Origin of the sequence: Paenibacillus sp. F4 (assembly GCF_002894905.1) — a bacterium.
Taxonomy (GTDB): Bacteria; Bacillota; Bacilli; order Paenibacillales; family Paenibacillaceae; genus Paenibacillus; species Paenibacillus polymyxa_B.
Window position 1 is genome coordinate 473362 of sequence record NZ_POVS01000017.1, and the last position, 17629, is coordinate 490990.

Sequence of the window (17629 nt, forward strand, 5' to 3'; positions counted from 1 at the left end):
CAACAACAGCATGATCCTGTAGTAGCTTAGGTACAATCACTCTGTGAGTACCCTAAGGTATTACGATCCGCTTGATTCCAAGCGGTATTCGTCCATTCTTTCATGGGGCATTTGCCGTGCATGGAGAATGGACGTTATTTATTTGAGCAAGCTATCCAGAGATGGAGTGTTTGTTATTTCAGTTGCAAAAATAGTATAACACCAGCATCTTTAGCGTATTTCTAAAGATGCTTTACTCTTACTGCAACACCTACATCACAAAAAATGACCGATGGTGGTGGGCAGCAGCGGAGTGGATAGAATCGTTCTGAAGAAGCGTTAGCGTTCGCCTTTATCCCCGGATTTTACCCTATTAAGTTTATTTAGAAAGAAAAAATCCGGGGGTAACAGCGATCGGAAGAATGATCCATCCACGGAGCGTTCTCCCCCTCTTCGCCATTTTTTCAATCACCACACTCTGAATTGACAAGGAGGATCGGTATGACCGCATCCATACAAAAACATGAACATTCATCCGCGCCTCAAGCGGTTTACCTGCATATACCTTTTTGCACGAATAAATGCTTTTACTGTGATTTCAACTCTTATGTGCTCAAGGATCAACCTGTTATGGAATATCTGTATGCACTGGAACGGGAGATGGAACATACAGTCAAGCTTCACCCGCCAGGAGAGATTAAAACCATTTTTGTCGGGGGTGGAACACCAACTACCCTAAACCCGAAAGAAATGGAATATTTCCTGAAGAGCGTCCGAACCTATTTCCCACATTGGGCGGAAGATATTGAGTTTTCCATGGAAGCCAATCCAGGCACCACTGATTTTGAAAAACTCTCTGTGATGAAAGAAGGCGGCGTCAATCGACTGAGCTTTGGTGTACAGGCTTTTCAGAATGAGCTACTCACAGGCATAGGTCGCATTCACAGTACAGATGACGTATATCGTAGTTTGGAAAACGCCCGTAAGGTAGGTTTGGACAACCTGTCGATTGACCTGATGTTTGGTTTGCCGAATCAAACGGTGGACATGCTGCATGAAAGCGTCAGTAGAGCACTAGAGCTGGAGCTTCCTCATTACTCTATCTACAGCTTGAAGGTTGAAGAAAACACGCTCTTCCACACGCTGTATCAGAAAAATCAGCTACCGCTTCCACACGAGGATGATGAACTGGAAATGTATTTACTCCTCATGCGTCGCATGAAAGAAGCGGGCTATGAGCAGTATGAGATTAGTAATTTTGCAAAACCGGGCTTGGGGAGCAAGCACAACATGACCTATTGGCGAAATGAGGACTATTACGGTCTTGGCGCTGGGGCACATGGATATGTTGGCAGAGAGCGTCATATGAACATTAAGGGCATTAACCCTTATGTGGAGGCTAGTCGTAATGGTTTGCCACGTCTGGATAGCTTTGAGGTGCCGGCGGCGGAAGCTATGGAGGATTTTCTTATGGTCGGTTTGAGAATGCTAGAGGGCGTTTCCAAGTCCCGCTTTGAAGCTCAATTCGGTCAGGCATTGGAGGATACGTTTACTGCTCCTCTCGGAAAAATGCTCAATGCGGGGTTAATCGAATCAATTGAGGACGGTTATCGTTTGAGTGAACGCGGCATTTTATTCGGAAATGATGTATTTGCAGAGTTCATCGGTTCTATCACGGTAAATTCATAAGTCGTAGGCTTCAGCACAGTACGTTTCAACTTCGTAAGCTGGGACAATCATTTTATAACACCATTCTGTCACAGCAGGGTAAATGGAGTATTGCGATTCTATGCGTTATGTTGTATATTTATTCATTATATGCGGCAAGCGGCAGGAGGAGAGCAAGATGGCTTCAGTGTGTAAAGATGTATTGTGCAGAAGTGCGGTTCCTGAGGATGTGGAGCCTTTATATCAAATGATTAGCGGCTATGCAGAGCGGGGGATTATGCTGCCACGTTCGAGGGAAGTGCTTACGCGCCAACTGGAGCTGTTTATTGTTGCAGAGGTGGACGGCGAAGTTGTTGGTTGTGGTTCTTTATGCAAATTGGGCGCTGATCTGGTAGAGATTCGCTCCCTTGGCATCTCTGAAGGACATAAAGGTATGGGTATTGGCTCTAAGCTCGTGGAGGGCCTTATTATAGAAGCACGGCGGCAACGTATTCCTAAAATTATGGCATTGACCTACGAGGTCTCCTTTTTTATAAAAAACGGTTTTGATGTAGTAAGCAAAGAGATTTTCCCTGAAAAGGTATGGACCGACTGCATTCACTGTAGTAAACAAAACAATTGTGATGAAATCGCAGTGTTGAAAGTACTGAACTGACCTGTCAATAATGAGGTCAGTTCTTTTTTTATCAGGACCTAATCATGCGTATATTATACAGCCTACATTGTTTAATCCTGGTTCATTTCTCATATGTTTTGAGCAACCACCAAATGAATTGATGATGAGGCTCCAGTTCGGAAGGTATTCCATTCAGGCTTCTTATGGGATGGTCCTTATGATAATCAGTATCATTATAAAAGTATGCAGTGCCGTCTAATGGAACTCGGTATTTATATTTATACAAGGCGACAACATATCTTTCAGACGCTCCGCTTCTGCTTGGACTATATGTATATCCTTCCCAATCGGCTAGTGTTAAATCATCGTAATGTTGTATTGCCGATATACTGTATTTTATTTGCTTGGGAATACTTGGACTGAATTCTTGAGGGTAAAACAAAATGGTATTCCATATGCTTAAAAGTATTGTAGGAACCAAGATTAAGGCACAACACAGGGGGCTAAATTTACGAATTAAATGGATGACTGAAATAATAAGGGCTGCATTCAGGATGAAAACCAATGGCAAAGCAACTATTCTTCCTAGTCCTGTATACGGAAACAACTCAATTAAAATCTGAAACATACAAATTGTAGGTAAAAGTGCGATCGATGCGTATAAAAGGTTGCGGCGATTAGTTCTCAAATTTAATTCCTCCTCAAGGACAAAGAAGCTATAATGGTATGGAGACATAGTCTCGAATTTTTCTATTTTCTGTGTCACTATACATAAATACGGTTTTTATACGCTGGATATTGAGATTTTTCGTGAAAAAGTGTAAACGTTCTGGATTCATTCCAGTAAACTAAACTGTTGTGATAAATCTTGTTTATTGAAAATACTGATCTGACTTGACAATGATCAGGTCGGTTTGGTATTTTTGTATTATCGGTTAGCACTCATCGCGAACGAGTGCTAATGATTCCATTTAACAATCATGCTATTATGGATAAACAACAAGGGGGGATTCGCTTGTTAACCGAACGTCAGAGACTCATTCTGAATGCGATTATTGATGACTACATTCGTTCGGCTGAGCCAGTGGGTTCCCGCAGCATATCCAAAAGGCAGGATGTCGGATTCAGCCCGGCCACGATCCGTAATGAAATGTCGGATTTGGAGGAACAGGGCTATCTGGAGCAACCCCATACTTCTGCGGGACGCATCCCGTCTCATAAAGGCTATCGTTATTATGTGGACCATCTGGTGCCACTGAATACGTTGAAGCCTATGGAAATGCGGGAACTGAAAGCCTTTTACGCCGAAAAGCTGAATGTAATGGAGCAAGTGATCCAGCATGCGTCAGGCATTTTGTCCCATATGACCAATTATACTTCCATCCTGCTTGGGCCGGAGGTTTTTCATACTTCATTGCGTCATTTTCAGCTTCTGCCGCTCAACGAAACGACGGCTGTGGCGATAATCGTGACCAATACCGGTCAGGTGGAGAATAAAACGGTAGATATTCCACCGGGAATTTCGATTTCCGAGATGGAGAAGGTTGTGAATTTACTGAACAGCAAACTGGTCGGTGTGCCGATTTATCAGCTTAAATCACGCCTTTACACCGCACTTGGTCAGGAGATGGAGAAACATGTGTCTCATTTTGAGGATGCTATGAAGGTGCTGGATAAAGCACTGGATAATGAATCGGATCAGCGCTTGTATTTGAGCGGTGCGACGAACATGCTCAATCAACCTGAATTTAAAGATGTAGAAAAGGTTAAACATATTCTCGATTTGCTGGAGGAGACACCAACGCTGCTTAAACTAATGACACCAGTTGTCGGGGCACCTGAAATTCAAGTCCGGATCGGCACTGAAAATGATCATGAGGCGTTTGCCAATTGCAGCCTGATTACTGCTACGTATGCAGTAGACGGAGAAGCGTTGGGCACTATAGGCATACTGGGTCCGACACGGATGGAATATGCGAGAGTTATTAATATTTTGGGTATCCTGTCTAAGGATTTGACCGCAATGCTAACGCAGCGGTTTAAATAGAACAAGACCGCATAGGTTGCGGTCCTACATGTTCCGCGCTAGGATACGGTCGTATCCTGCGCGGGTGCATTGTTGCGTGTTTTTGTAAAGGTAGTTATGACTTGAAGGAGGTGAAACATTTTGAAGGAAGAACAAGCGTTCCAAGAAGAAAAACAACAAAATGTAAGCACAGAGGAAGCCGCCGAAACGAGCCAGCAGGAAGAGTCGGTTAATGAAGCGGCGGCACTGGAAGACCAAGAAAGCGAAACAGAGCTGACTAAGCTTCGCGCTCAGGCGGAAGAGCATCAGCAACGGTTTTTACGCGCTCAGGCGGATTTTGATAATTTTCGCCGTCGTACGCTGAAAGAAAAAGAAGACCTTGCCAAATATGCATCTATGAAGCTGGTTACCGAGTTGGTGCCGGTTTTGGATAACTTCGAGCGTGCGCTGGCAACAGCACCGCAAGGAGTGGAGTCTGAGTCATTCAGCAAAGGCGTGGAAATGATTTTCCGCCAGTTTGAGAGTGTGCTTCAGGCAGAGGGTGTAACGGCCATGAATTCGGTGGGACAACCGTTTAATCCTGATTTCCATCAGGCTATTATGCAGGTGGAGAGCGAAGAGCATGAGGAAGGCATCGTCGTTGAAGAGGTACAAAAAGGATACATGCTGAAGGACAAGGTGCTTCGTCCAGCGATGGTAAAAGTGAGCATGTAACTTTTTCAATATACATTAGAAATACATCAATTTGGTTCAACCATTCTGGCCTGCGGGCCTCGTATATACAGAAGGAGGAATTGTCCGATGAGCAAAGTAATCGGTATTGACTTAGGTACAACCAACTCTTGTGTGGCTGTTATGGAGGGCGGCGAAGCGGTCGTTATTCCAAATCCGGAAGGCGCACGCACAACCCCTTCCGTTGTTGGTTTCAAAAAAGATGGAGAACGTACTGTAGGGGAAACGGCAAAACGCCAAGCAATTACGAACCCGGATCGTACAATTATGTCCATCAAGCGTCACATGGGTACAAATCATAAAGAAAACATTGACGGCAAGGAATATTCCGCACAGGAAATTTCCGCTATGATTTTGCAAAAGCTGAAATCCGATGCTGAAGCTTACCTGGGACAAACGGTTTCCCAAGCTGTTATCACTGTTCCAGCTTACTTCAATGACGGTCAACGTCAAGCAACCAAGGATGCAGGTAAAATTGCCGGTCTGGAAGTTCTGCGGATTGTCAATGAGCCAACAGCAGCTGCATTGGCATACGGTATGGAAAAATCTGAAGATCAAACGATCCTCGTGTATGACTTGGGTGGCGGTACATTCGACGTATCCATTCTGGAACTGGGCGACGGTTTCTTCGAAGTTAAAGCAACAAGCGGCGATAACAAGCTGGGTGGCGATGACTTTGACCAAGTAATTATTGATTACCTCGTAAATGAGTTCAAAAAAGATCAAGGCATTGACCTGAGCAAAGATAAAGCTGCTGTACAACGTCTGAAAGATGCAGCGGAAAAAGCGAAGAAAGAACTGTCTGGCGTACTGACAACGACGATTTCTTTGCCGTTTATTACAGTAGCTGATGGAGTTCCACAGCATTTGGAGTTGAACCTGACTCGTGCGAAATTTGAAGAATTGTCTGAAGGTCTGGTAGAACGTACTTTGGGACCTACTCGTCAAGCAATGAAAGATGCAGGCATGAGTGCCAGCGACATCGACAAAATCGTTCTGGTCGGCGGTTCCACACGTATTCCGGCTGTACAAGAAGCAATCAAAAAGCTGACAGGTAAAGAGCCTCACAAAGGCGTAAACCCTGATGAAGTGGTAGCTTTGGGCGCGGCAGTTCAAGCGGGTGTACTGACTGGTGATGTGAAAGACGTTGTACTCCTTGACGTAACTCCACTGTCCCTCGGTATTGAAACTGCAGGCGGCGTATTTACTAAAATGATTGATCGTAACACGACGATCCCTACGAGCAAATCGCAGGTATTCTCGACATATGCCGACAATCAGCCTAGCGTAGAAATTCACGTGTTGCAAGGTGAACGTGAAATGGCAGCAGGCAACAAAACACTGGGTCGTTTCCAATTGGGAGATATCCCTCCAGCACCACGTGGTGTACCACAAATCGAAGTTACCTTTGATCTGGATGCGAACGGTATCGTGAACGTATCCGCTACAGATAAAGGCACAGGCAAAAGCCAAAAAATTACGATCACATCTTCCAGCGGCTTGAGTGACGAGGAAGTAGAACGTATGATGAAGGATGCCGAGTTGCATGCGGAAGAAGATAAAAAACGCAAAGATTTGGTAGAAGCGAAAAACGCTGCGGATCAACTGATCTACTCTGTAGACAAAACGATTAAAGATCTGGGCGAAAAAGCGGACGCAGGCGAAGTCGAAAAAGCAAATGCAGCTAAAGAAAATCTGCAAAAAACGCTGGAAACCGACAACCTGGAAGATATCAAAAAAGCTACTGAAGAACTGACTGAAATCGTTCAGCAATTGTCTGTGAAGCTGTATGAGCAAGCTGCTCAAGAAGCACAGGCTCAACAAGCTCAAGACGGTGCAGCAGACAGCAAAGGTCGCGACAATGTAGTTGATGCGGACTATGAAGTTGTTGACGAAGATCAGAAGAAAGGCTAAGCTACGAATCGGGTAGTGTAGCTTTACGGTACACCGATGCGTTATGATATACTGAATAGTAATTGCAGCGTAGCTGCCTTGATAAATAACAATTAGCCGAAGGGTAACAGTTATTTCCAAGATAAATAAGCATATTACGGGTTGTACTGCCTTGAAATGATGGGAAGGTCAAAGCCGGGTCATCCCGTGCCTTTGGCTTTCCTTTTATATGTAGTGCAGACACGTTGTAGGCATGGGGGTGGAACATTGGCTGATAAGCGTGATTATTATGAGGTGCTGGGCGTCGCGAAGGGCGCTTCGGATGAAGAAGTCAAAAAGGCTTACCGTAAGCTTGCGCGTCAGTATCATCCGGACGTGAACAAGGCTGCGGACGCGGAAACTAAATTTAAAGAAGTGAAAGAAGCTTACGATGTTCTCAGCGATGGTCAGAAGCGGGCAAGATACGACCAGTATGGTCATGTAGACCCGAACCAGGGCATGGGAGGCGGTTTTGGTGGTGGTGCCGACTTCGGTGGCGGGTTTGGCGATATTTTTGATATGTTCTTTGGTGGCGGCGGCAACGGTCGACGCGATCCGAATGCACCGCAGCGTGGGAACGATCTTCAATATACGATGACGATTGAATTCAAGGAAGCGGTGTTCGGTAAAGAAACCGACATTCATATTGAACGTACGGAAACATGTGATACGTGTCACGGTACGGGAGCCAAAGCGGGTACTCAACCACAAACCTGCTCCGTCTGCCACGGCAGCGGACAGGAAGAAGTGGTGCAGAATACACCGTTTGGTCGTATGGTTAATCGACGCGCCTGCTCCAATTGCGGCGGTTCCGGTAAAATCATCAAAGAAAAATGCTCGACTTGTAGCGGTTCGGGTCGGGTACGCAAGCAACGTAAAATTCATATCCGCATTCCAGCGGGTGTGGATGACGGCGCACAAATGCGTATTAACGGTGAAGGCGAAGGCGGTGTCAACGGAGGACCGGCAGGTGATTTGTACGTCGTGTTCCGTGTGAAGTCGCATGACTTCTTTGAGCGTGAGGGAGACGATATCTACTGTGAAATTCCGCTGACGTTCTCACAGGCAGCATTGGGAGATGAAGTCGAGATCCCAACGTTGACCGAGAAAGTGAAGCTGAAAGTTCCAGCAGGTACACAAACTGGTACTTACTTCCGTCTTAAAGGAAAAGGTGTGCCAAAACTGCGCGGCGTAGGTCAGGGTGACCAGCATATTAAGGTAGTTGTGGTAACGCCTAGTAAACTGAGTGAGGAACAAAAGGATTTGCTGCGCCAGTTCTCTTCGCTTAGCGGAGAGCAGACACATGAGAATGAGCAGTCTTTTTTTGACCGTGTGAAGCGCGCCTTCCGAGGCGACTAAGCCCAATTAGGAATCGCGGAGCTTCAACCATGAATCAAAGGAAACTATTCCGCAATTGCGGGATAGTTCCTTTTTTTATATTCACGTAAACACATACATAACCATTTTTGTATAGGCATGTTGAACTGTTGAGACTTAATATCAAATAGAAAGGGGTGAGTTCCATCGGAAATGTACAGCTCAAGCTACGTCGGGGTAAACCGCTATTAAAGCTCAGAGGCCTAATTACACTGCTAGTATGTCTAGTTATGGCACTTGTGCTTCTGCCTGTAACCCTGTTATTTGCTGAGAGAGTGGAACATGAAACTGAGAAGGGACTGGAAGAAAAGGCAATGTCCATCGCGCGTACACTCGCCCATACGCCGCTTATTGTCGAGCAACTGCAAGAGACGGGTTCGTCTCCTTCCATGCAGGAGTATGTGAAGAGGGTTTCAGCAGCAAATCACATCCAGTTTATCGTGGCTATGGATATGAAGGGAATTCGTAAAACGCACCCGGATGCTAGGATGATCGGCAAAGCCTTTGTCGGCGGAGACGAGTATACTGCACTTCATGGTCATGAGAGCGTGTCCGTTGCGAAGGGAACATTGGGCTTGTCCATGCGAGCCTTTTCCCCCGTGTTCAGCTTAACGGGGAAGCAGGTAGGGGCGATTGTTGTTGGTATATCCATGCAAGATGTACAGATGGCTCAGGAAGGCAACAACCGTCTTATTGCGATCGCCATTGGCACTGGAATGTTGATTGGCACTGGAGGTGCGGTTGTGCTGGCTCGTAAAATCAAAAATATGCTAGTTGGTCTGGAGCCGCCAGAAATCGCACGCTTGCTGGAGGAACGCAGCGCTATGTTGCAATCCATCAAGGAAGGAGTTATTGCGGTAGATGAATTCGGTCGCGTCATGCTGATGAATGCAGAAGCGATACGTCTGCTTAGACAAGCGGGGATTGAAGATTTCTCATTCTCCGGACAGGAAATTACCGTTTATCTATCCGCTTTTCGATTGCAAGAGGTCTTGGAAGCGAGTACTCCACAAATGGATGAGGAAATGGAGCTGGGTGGAATAACCTTGCTGACCACCAGTGTTCCGATACGGGTCAAAGGGGAAATTGTGGGAGCAATTGTAACCTTTCGGGATAAAACGGAGATGAACCAGCTTGCGGAACGTTTGACAGGAGTGTCCCTGTACACAGAAGCACTACGTGCGCAGGCTCATGAATTTATGAACAAGCTGCATGTCATTATGGGGATGGTACACTTACGAATGTACGATAAACTGGAGCATTACATTATGGATGCCGTCGAGCATCATCAAGTGGAGATTGGCTCCATCACCCGGCAGATCAGGGACCCGGTTATGGCGGGATTTGTGTTGGGGAAATTAAGCCGGGCCAGAGAAGTAGGGGTGAATTTTGAACTGACTTCAGGTAGTTACTTGCCCGAATCCAGTCAAACTCAAACGACGCATGAACTGATTACTATTCTTGGCAATCTGTTTGATAATGCGGTGGAGGCGATGGAATCTTTGGAGCACAAGCGGATTACTCTTTCACTTTATTATGAGGAAAGCCAGAAGAACGGCTATCTGACCTGTATCATGTGCGATAATGGTCCGGGTATACCGGAAGGGCATGTGAAGGCTATATTTGAAAAAGGTTTTTCGACCAAGGGAGAGTCACGAGGAATGGGCCTTTATCTGGTGACGCAAAGCGTGAAAAGATTACAGGGAAGTATAAAGTTGAACCCAGCCGAGCAAGGGTGCTGTTTTCACATTACGATTCCATACATTATAGCGGGGAATGATGAACATGATTAATGTCCTGATTGTAGAAGATGATCCGATGGTTGCGGAATTTAATCGCAAATATATGGAGCAGGTGGAAGGTTTTCAATGTGGGGGTTGGGCTTCTTCTGTGGAAGAGGCTAAGAAATATATAGCTGAACAAGCCATTGATTTGATATTGCTAGATGTGTATATGCAGGAAAGCAATGGCCTCGATTTACTGTCATTCATACGGGAGACAGGTGTAAATATAGATGTCATTGTCATCTCGGCTGCAAGTGACATGAACAGTGTCAAAAAAGCGATGAACTTCGGCGCGGTGGATTACTTGATTAAGCCGTTCCACTTTAACCGTTTTTTGGAGGCCCTCACGGGGTACCGAGAGCACATTAGCATCGTGCGTGAGCGCAGCCTACTTTCGCAGGAAGAACTGGACCGACTGATTTATCATAAAAGCTTGACTAAAGACCTGGCACGATTGCCCAAAGGCATAACTAAATCCACGCTGTCTATGATATGGAATTGTATCCAGCAGCATAATAAGGTGCTGTTTTCCACCGAGGATATTTCGGAGAGCGCAGGGATATCCAGGGTGTCTATGCGCAAGTACCTGGCTTTTATGACAGAGATTGAGGCTCTTTCCATGGAAATCATATACGGTACCATAGGGCGCCCTGTTTACCAATACCGAATATTGCCACAGGCAGAAGGCATCATGAATAGTTTTATTTAAATCTTCTTTCTGATTACTTTAATTACAAAAGTGAATGATTAGTTATAAAACCAAATAAAGCGTTTTCCAAAGTGTAGAATGGAAACATGATCATCATTCTTCACTTTATGGAGGGAGATTTATGGAAAATGCTACGAATCAGCCTGTCATTCAAAAGGGGCAAAGATGGAGTAAAAATTTTGTAGATGGCATCAGAATGCTGGGTAGGCTAAAGGTGGGGGTTATTCCTCTTCCACTCTATGCCGTGATCGCGCTGATTGTTTATGCAGCTGCAATTACTGAAAGACTCCCGAACGATCTGTTGGGCGGGTTTGCCGTCATCATGATTTTAGGTATACTGCTCAGTGATCTAGGGGCCAAACTTCCGTTGCTTAAGCATATTGGCGGGCCGGCCATTTTATCTCTTATGGTTCCATCGTTAATGGTATTTTGGAATATGTTTAGTCCATCTGCAATGGGTGCGGTACACACGCTTATGAAAACCTCGAATTTTCTTTACTTCTACATCGCATGTCTAGTAACGGGAAGTATTCTTGGCATGGATCGCAAAATGCTGATGAACGGAATTGTCAAAATTTTTGCCCCCATTATTATAGGATCTATTGCAGCTGTTGGCGTGGGGATGGTGGTGGGTATGGCATTTGGCTATAGCGCCTATCATACATTTTTTTTCATCATCATTCCAATTATCTCCGGTGGGATTGGGGAAGGCATTTTACCGTTGTCCATTTCTTATGGATTGGTGCTGGGCAAGGATTCGGCAATATTCGTATCCCAGTTTATCCCGGCTGCAATTATCGGGAACATTGTTGCAATCATAGGTGCGGGTGTTCTGAAGAGATTAGCAGAGAAAAATCCAAAAACTTCAGGTAACGGGAGGTTACTAAAACTAGAGAAAGATGCAGACAAGTTAGCTCCGACAAGTCTGGAACAATCGATTTCTTTTCCATTGATGGGAGGAGGTCTGCTGTTGGCCTGTACTTTCTTTATTGTGGGTAAGCTGCTGGAGCCGTATCTCCATATTCCAGGTCCGATCCTCATGATCCTGGTGGCGGCATTAATTAAGTGTATTCAGATCATGCCGAACACATTGGAGCAGGGAGCTTTTCACTTGTACAAATGTATAACGGCAAGTCTGACGTGGCCCTTGATGGTGGGATTGGGTATTTTGTATGTACCTTTGGATAGTGTAGTTGGGATTTTAACGGTTCCTTATGCCATCACCTGTGCATCTGTTGTAGTTGCATTGATTGTTACCGGATACTTCACAGGAAAATGGATTCACATGTATCCCGTAGAAGCTGCTTTGGTGACTAGCTGTCGCGGTGGATTAGGGGGGACGGGAGATGTAGCCATTCTGTCTGCGTCCAATCGGATGGAACTGATGCCTTTTGCACAAATTGCAACACGTATTGGCGGGGCAGGCACGGTCATTTTAGCAACTTTGTTACTCCAATTTTGGAGCTGATGAGTTTTATACACAGGACTGAGTTTCATATCCAAATAGAGACATGAAAGGACGGAGAAAAATATGAGCAGTTTAATAGACGAAATTAGAGAATTACATGCAGGTGGCAAAATGGAGACCTTACCAAAGAAGCGAATTGAAACGATGGAGGGGTTGTCCAAGGTGTATACGCCGGGTGTAGCTGAAATTTGTATGGAAATCGCCAATGACCCAGCCAAAGCGTATCAATTAACGATCAAAAAGAATACAGTAGCAGTCGTTTCAGACGGAACAGCAGTACTTGGATTAGGAGATATCGGACCGGAGGCCGCTATGCCTGTAATGGAGGGTAAAGCAGTGTTGTTCAAACAATTTGCAGGTGTCGACGCCTTCCCAATCTGTCTCAACACGAAGGACGCTGATGAAATTGTTCAAATTGTCAAAATGATTGCTCCTGCCTTTGGAGGTATTAATTTGGAAGATATATCTTCGCCACGCTGTTTTGAAATCGAGAGACGGTTGAAGCAGGAACTGGACATTCCAGTATTTCATGATGATCAGCATGGTACGGCAGTCGTTGTATTAGCGGGTCTGGTCAATGCATTAAAGGTATGTGGCAAAAAAATGGAGGATGTCAAGGTTGTATTTGCAGGGATCGGTGCGGCGGGTATGGCCTGCTCCCGTATGCTGCTCAAGGCAGGTGTGCGCAATCTGATTGGCGTTGATCGACAGGGAGCTATTCATCGTGACGTGGAGTACAGTAACCCGCATTGGACAGAGTATGCGAACATGACTAATCCGCACAATTTAAGTGGAAGTTTATCCGATGTGATTGTGGGAGCTGATGTATTCATCGGTGTGTCAGGCCCGAATATACTGACTGTGGAGGATATACAGAGCATGGCAACTGATCCTATTGTGTTCGCCATGGCGAATCCGAAGCCGGAAATTGATCCGGCTGTAGCCGCACCTCATGTACGTGTGCTTGCTACCGGCCGCTCCGATTTTCCAAATCAGATTAACAATGTGCTGTGCTTCCCAGGAATTTTCCGGGGTGCTCTAGATTGCCATGCTACGACGATTAATGAGGAAATGAAACTAGCTGCCGGACTTGCCATCGCTGATGCGATCTGTCCTGAGGAGCTAAGTGAAACTTATATCATACCGAATGTTTTTAATCCGAAGGTGGTTCAAAAGGTACGGGATGCTGTCATTCGTGCTGCATGGGAGACAGGAGTGGCCAAGTCAGGTGAAGCTCCGACTGCTACTTTACACCCGTAAAAGTTATATTCTTCACAAACTATGGTTCACAGTCTTGGCTTGATGTTCTCGATACCGCCTGATCCGTCTAGCTTCGTAGGGAATATAAAATCGTGCCAATGAGCAGGATATAACAAAGCGTAACGCTCTATGCTCTTGAAGAGCAGTTGCGCTCAATACTACACAGGGAGATTTTGAGATGGGCGAAAAAAATATTTTGGCGTATTTCAAAAGTCCTGAGGAAGCACAGGGAGCCGCTAGAAAACTGGAAGCTCTCCGGGTAGCCGATGTGTCGATAGACCGATTTAGCCGGTATCCGCGGCAGTCTACTGGCAACGCCGGATTGCCTGTATTTTCAGGACAGATTAGCAGCTTGTCCTCACTGACACAGGGCGTGGACTTTACAGATGCAACTCCAGCAATACTGGCTGCAGCTGATCCGACCGCCAGTGGCATGAGTGATGGAGGACAGGGCGGACCGACGGGCCGTGATATTTTGTTGACTGCTGTGGTGGATGAATCCATTCATCATCAGGCGATGTCCATCGTGGAACAAGCGGGTGGAATGCTGTGAAAAGTTTGGAAGGAGCAGTGACCGATGTCCAAAAACAAACGGTTTGATAAAGTGCTGACCAAAACCGAAAAAATCAAACGCATGCAATCTGCTAAAAATGAAGATGTTGAGTTCTCGGCAGATCAGGCAGATGCTGAGGATCTAGAAGCGATCCGGCGTAGCGAAGTAGCTGACCGTCGTCAGCAACGTATCATAAACGACAATGAGTAGAATTTAATAAGACGGGTTATCTCCATTAATAAGGATAATTTGTGGGATAGCCCGTCTTATTTGTGTTCTTTTCCTCTTTCTATTCATTATCCGCTGTATGCTGTTGCACTAAAAACAAGAGGACCGGCGACGAAAGCAGTAGTCGCAGGCGTTTGATTTTCAATAATCAGTTGGTAGTTTTGCACGCCCAGAGGCGCAACGTCTACCGTTTCGACATTAAGAATAATGTTGTTATCGAAGACATTGGATTCCAGTCCGTAATAAATTTCTTTGCCAGCTCTCCAAATCCGTACAAGCACTCTAATGTTGCCGGCACCGACAAAACGTAGTCCAATCGAGGCTTTTAACTCTACTCGGTTGTTGACAGCTCCAGAAATAGCAGGATCAATAAATACAGACGTCGTAGCAATTCCAAGTCAGGCTGGAGAAATCGGAACAGGAAGATTTATACCATTAGTGATAGGTGTAATAACACTGGCATTATAATCTAACACTGTCTTTGCCATACTAAATCACTCCTTTTCTAGTATATTGTATTGTATGTACTAGAGTTAAGGGTGGTTGGACTAAAAGAGTGGACAACAAATACAAGCTCTACAAAAAATATTTTGAGCACCGATAATATTAGCTTTTTTGAACTCCTGTGCATGTATATAGTACAATGTAATGTATGCATGTGAAATGAGGAGGAAATGAAAACCATGTTGTGGAATGAAATTACAATACATACAACCGAAGAAGCCATCGAAATGATTTCGAATTTTCTACATGAAGCAGGTGCAGGAGGGGTTTCCATTGAAGAATCCGGTTCGCTCAACAAACCGCGGGATACGTCCTATGGGCAGTGGTATGATCGGCCTTTGAACGACATACCTGAAGGACAAGCGATCATCAAAGGCTATTTTGCCGAAGAAGTGGACATGGATCGTATTCGTTCGCAGATTGAGCCGCGCGTCGAAGAATTGAGAACTTTCGATATTGATCCTGGTGAGGTTCAGTATGAGCTGAAAACAGTTGATGAGGATGACTGGGCAAATGCTTGGAAGCAATATTTCAAGCCTTTGCGTGTGTCGGATCGTCTGACGATTAAACCCACTTGGGAGGACTATGAGCCTGCGAGTGAAGCGGAAAAAATCATTGAGCTGGACCCTGGTATGGCCTTTGGGACCGGAACGCATCCTACGACATCCCTTTGTCTGAGAACGCTGGAATCTGTAATAAAGGGCGGGGAAGAAGTCATTGATGTCGGCACGGGTTCCGGTATTTTGGCCATTGGAGCTGTAAAGCTGGGAGCGAAGCATGTACTTGCCTTGGATCTGGATCCGGTGGCAGTATCCAGTGCGCGGGAAAATACGCGTCTGAACGGACTGGAGGAACGCATTACCATTAAAGAAAGTGATTTGCTATCCGTGCTTAAAGCAAGCGATCCAACACTGGGCATCCAGTTACCGGTCAAGCTGGTGGTAGCTAATATATTGGCAGAGATTATTCTGCTGTTCATTGATGATGTATATAAAGCCCTGGAACCAGGTGGTATTTATATTGCTTCAGGGATTTGGAAGAACAAAGAAGAAGTTGTCGAAACTGCGTTGAAAGCAGCTGGCTTTGAGATTGCCGAAATAAGCCGGGATGAAGATTGGCTGGCGTTTGTGGCGAGAAAGAGGTAAGTATGGATTTTTTACAAAATATTTTTCGTGTAAATTTAAATGTTCTTCCCTTTTATTTACTGGCTGTGATCATATCGTTCACGGTTCATGAGTTTGCACATGCGTATTATGCCAATAAATTTGGTGACCCTACGGCCAAGCTACTTGGGCGCGTGACTTTAAATCCGGCAGTGCATATTGACCTGCTGGGTACGCTGCTGCTGTTGATCGGAGGCTTTGGCTGGGCCAAGCCAGTTCCGGTTAATCGTGACAATTTTAGCCGTCCGCGCCTCATGGGCATTATCGTATCGGCTGCGGGTCCGCTCAGCAATCTGCTGCTTGCATTTGTTACTACTTTGATCTATGCCGTGCTCCTTCATTTTCAAGTATTGCCGGGGATGGAGAACCAACGGGTGGCTCAAGCAATCTATTTGTTTATCAATGCTCTGATCAATTTAAATCTGTTTTTGTTTATCTTTAATTTGATCCCATTGCCTCCACTGGATGGATACCGGATTGTGGAAGATGTGGCCCCCACTCCTGTACGCCGTAAACTTCAGCAATTTGAACAGTGGTCGATCTTTATTTTTCTGCTTATACTGGTCATTCCGCAGGTTCGAGCTGTAACGATTGAACCTCTTTACACGCTGGCCCAGATGATTTATATACAGTTTTTGCAGTTCTCTTTTTATATCACTGGATTATTCGGAGCCTAAGGGCTCCTTTTTTACGAGGATTAGGTAGGTATAACCTGAATGGAAGAGGGAACAGACTGGTCATACAGGCGCAAAAGATGATATGATGTTGCTTGGTGATTTATTCGGATTTTGTACGGAACGTTAGTGGATAACAGTTATTTTTAGAATGAGGATTTTGCAAAATCCAGGAATAGGTGTGAGAGAGAATGCAGCGTTATTTTATTCCGGCAGAGCAATTTCTAGAAGATCACGTGATTGTTGCGGGTGAGGACGCGCGACATATCGCTAAAGTCATGCGGGGCCGTAGTGGTGACAAAATTATAGTTAGTGACGGGGTATCTAGGGAAGCGCTGGCTGCATTGGATACGATTGAGCAGGACCATGTTACGGCGACGATCATTGAGCCGTTGAAGATGACCTCTGAACCGCATGTGCAGGTCACCATCGCTCAGAGTCTTCCTAAAGGAGACAAGATGGAGACGGTGATGCAAAAATGTACAGAAATCGGAGCAACCGGGTTTGTACCGTTTTTGTCCGAGCGTACGGTCGTGCAGTATGATGCCAAAAAAGAAGGCAAGCGACTGGAGCGTTGGCGCAAGATTGTGAAGGAAGCGGCTGAACAAAGCCACCGTAACCGGATTCCAGAAATTAGCGCGCCCATGACGTGGAAAGAACTTCTGGCTTCTTTTGCTGGGTATGATTTGATATGTTATTGTTATGAAAAAGAGCAGGGTAAACAGCTACGGGATGTAATCCAGCCTTTGGCAGGACAATGGGCGTCGACGGACATGCCGCGTGTTCTGCTGGTGGTAGGCCCGGAAGGCGGCTTTACTGAAGCGGAAAGTCTGGAAGCCGAGCAGGCTGGAGCCCAGTCTACAGGACTGGGAAGACGTATTTTGCGTGCGGAGACCGCAGGAATGGCTGCATTGGCATGCATTTTATATGAGACAGGAGAAATGGGAGGGGTTTAA

General features: G+C 45.6%; 17 protein-coding genes. 15 read left to right on the plus strand and 2 right to left on the minus strand.

Going from position 1 to position 17629, the window contains the following annotated elements; translation table 11 throughout:
* Positions 1-480: 480 nt before the first annotated feature.
* Both hemW and C1T21_RS20850 read left to right on the plus strand, forming a co-directional pair.
* Positions 481-1668, plus strand: coding sequence for a radical SAM family heme chaperone HemW (gene hemW / locus C1T21_RS20845; RefSeq protein WP_039272303.1), 1188 nt, complete (start codon positions 481-483; stop codon positions 1666-1668).
* 157 nt (positions 1669-1825) lie between these two features.
* Entirely contained in the window at positions 1826-2302 is a 477-nt protein-coding gene (locus C1T21_RS20850) for an N-acetyltransferase (protein WP_013311174.1), read from the plus strand.
* An 82-nt stretch (positions 2303-2384) separates the two neighbouring features.
* On the opposite strand, the gene C1T21_RS20855 is transcribed toward C1T21_RS20850, so the two are convergent.
* Positions 2385-2951, minus strand: a complete 567-nt coding sequence (locus tag C1T21_RS20855; protein WP_223821925.1) for a hypothetical protein — start codon at positions 2949-2951, stop codon at positions 2385-2387.
* A gap of 327 nt (positions 2952-3278) precedes the next feature.
* On the opposite strand from C1T21_RS20855, the gene hrcA reads away from it, so the two are divergent.
* The 10 genes from hrcA (at position 3279) to C1T21_RS20905 (ending at position 14314) form a co-directional block, all read left to right on the plus strand.
* Positions 3279-4310, plus strand: a complete 1032-nt coding sequence (gene hrcA, locus C1T21_RS20860; RefSeq protein ID WP_029515358.1) for a heat-inducible transcriptional repressor HrcA — start codon at positions 3279-3281, stop codon at positions 4308-4310.
* Between the two features lie 120 nt (positions 4311-4430).
* Positions 4431-5003: a nucleotide exchange factor GrpE gene (grpE, locus tag C1T21_RS20865; protein WP_103049590.1), complete on the plus strand. Its 573-nt coding sequence runs from the start codon at positions 4431-4433 to the stop codon at positions 5001-5003.
* A gap of 87 nt (positions 5004-5090) precedes the next feature.
* Positions 5091-6935: a molecular chaperone DnaK gene (gene dnaK / locus C1T21_RS20870; RefSeq protein WP_103049591.1), complete on the plus strand. Its 1845-nt coding sequence runs from the start codon at positions 5091-5093 to the stop codon at positions 6933-6935.
* Between the two features lie 246 nt (positions 6936-7181).
* Positions 7182-8312 carry a molecular chaperone DnaJ gene (gene dnaJ, locus C1T21_RS20875; RefSeq protein ID WP_103049592.1) on the plus strand — a complete coding sequence of 377 codons (1131 nt, stop codon included), beginning with the start codon at positions 7182-7184 and terminating at the stop codon, positions 8310-8312.
* A 155-nt stretch (positions 8313-8467) separates the two neighbouring features.
* Positions 8468-10123, plus strand: coding sequence for a DcuS/MalK family sensor histidine kinase (gene dcuS, locus C1T21_RS20880; RefSeq protein WP_103049593.1), 1656 nt, complete (start codon positions 8468-8470; stop codon positions 10121-10123).
* Positions 10116-10823, plus strand: a complete 708-nt coding sequence (dcuR, locus tag C1T21_RS20885) for a two-component system response regulator DcuR (RefSeq protein WP_103049594.1) — start codon at positions 10116-10118, stop codon at positions 10821-10823. The genes dcuS and dcuR overlap by 8 nt, the downstream gene beginning before the upstream one ends.
* Before the next feature lie 121 nt (positions 10824-10944).
* Complete coding sequence (locus C1T21_RS20890) at positions 10945-12291, plus strand: 2-hydroxycarboxylate transporter family protein (RefSeq protein WP_103049595.1); 1347 nt, start codon at positions 10945-10947, stop codon at positions 12289-12291.
* A gap of 63 nt (positions 12292-12354) precedes the next feature.
* Positions 12355-13551, plus strand: a complete 1197-nt coding sequence (locus C1T21_RS20895; protein WP_103049596.1) for an NAD(P)-dependent malic enzyme — start codon at positions 12355-12357, stop codon at positions 13549-13551.
* 178 nt (positions 13552-13729) lie between these two features.
* On the plus strand, positions 13730-14104 hold the full coding sequence (locus tag C1T21_RS20900; protein ID WP_103049597.1) for a hypothetical protein: 375 nt from the start codon (positions 13730-13732) through the stop codon (positions 14102-14104).
* A gap of 24 nt (positions 14105-14128) precedes the next feature.
* Positions 14129-14314: a YfhD family protein gene (locus C1T21_RS20905; RefSeq protein ID WP_069290020.1), complete on the plus strand. Its 186-nt coding sequence runs from the start codon at positions 14129-14131 to the stop codon at positions 14312-14314.
* Positions 14315-14400: 86 nt separating this feature from the next.
* On the opposite strand, the gene C1T21_RS20910 is transcribed toward C1T21_RS20905, so the two are convergent.
* Complete coding sequence (locus tag C1T21_RS20910; protein ID WP_103049598.1) at positions 14401-14613, minus strand: hypothetical protein; 213 nt, start codon at positions 14611-14613, stop codon at positions 14401-14403.
* Positions 14614-15015: 402 nt separating this feature from the next.
* Between C1T21_RS20910 and prmA the strand changes: the two genes are divergently transcribed.
* The 3 genes from prmA to C1T21_RS20925 all read left to right on the plus strand — a co-directional run bounded on the left by prmA (position 15016) and on the right by C1T21_RS20925 (position 17629).
* A complete protein-coding gene (gene prmA / locus C1T21_RS20915; protein ID WP_103049599.1) occupies positions 15016-15981 on the plus strand; it encodes a 50S ribosomal protein L11 methyltransferase in 966 nt (321 codons plus the stop codon).
* A gap of 2 nt (positions 15982-15983) precedes the next feature.
* Positions 15984-16676: a site-2 protease family protein gene (locus C1T21_RS20920; protein WP_023989504.1), complete on the plus strand. Its 693-nt coding sequence runs from the start codon at positions 15984-15986 to the stop codon at positions 16674-16676.
* A 188-nt stretch (positions 16677-16864) separates the two neighbouring features.
* The gene (locus C1T21_RS20925; RefSeq protein ID WP_103049600.1) at positions 16865-17629 is read left to right on the plus strand and encodes a 16S rRNA (uracil(1498)-N(3))-methyltransferase; all 765 of its coding nucleotides are present in this window, start codon (positions 16865-16867) and stop codon (positions 17627-17629) included.

Excerpts from the sequence above, each read along its gene's own strand:
- hemW (WP_039272303.1), top strand. The coding sequence starts at position 481 with ATGACCGCATCCATACAAAAACATGAACATTCATCCGCGCCTCAAGCG.
- dcuR (WP_103049594.1), top strand. The coding sequence starts at position 10,116 with ATGATTAATGTCCTGATTGTAGAAGATGATCCGATGGTTGCGGAATTT.
- C1T21_RS20900 (WP_103049597.1), top strand. The coding sequence starts at position 13,730 with ATGGGCGAAAAAAATATTTTGGCGTATTTCAAAAGTCCTGAGGAAGCA.
- C1T21_RS20895 (WP_103049596.1), top strand. The coding sequence starts at position 12,355 with ATGAGCAGTTTAATAGACGAAATTAGAGAATTACATGCAGGTGGCAAA.
- prmA (WP_103049599.1), top strand. The coding sequence starts at position 15,016 with ATGTTGTGGAATGAAATTACAATACATACAACCGAAGAAGCCATCGAA.
- C1T21_RS20850 (WP_013311174.1), top strand. The coding sequence starts at position 1,826 with ATGGCTTCAGTGTGTAAAGATGTATTGTGCAGAAGTGCGGTTCCTGAG.
- C1T21_RS20905 (WP_069290020.1), top strand. The coding sequence starts at position 14,129 with ATGTCCAAAAACAAACGGTTTGATAAAGTGCTGACCAAAACCGAAAAA.
- C1T21_RS20925 (WP_103049600.1), top strand. The coding sequence starts at position 16,865 with ATGCAGCGTTATTTTATTCCGGCAGAGCAATTTCTAGAAGATCACGTG.
- C1T21_RS20920 (WP_023989504.1), top strand. The coding sequence starts at position 15,984 with ATGGATTTTTTACAAAATATTTTTCGTGTAAATTTAAATGTTCTTCCC.
- dnaK (WP_103049591.1), top strand. The coding sequence starts at position 5,091 with ATGAGCAAAGTAATCGGTATTGACTTAGGTACAACCAACTCTTGTGTG.
- C1T21_RS20890 (WP_103049595.1), top strand. The coding sequence starts at position 10,945 with ATGGAAAATGCTACGAATCAGCCTGTCATTCAAAAGGGGCAAAGATGG.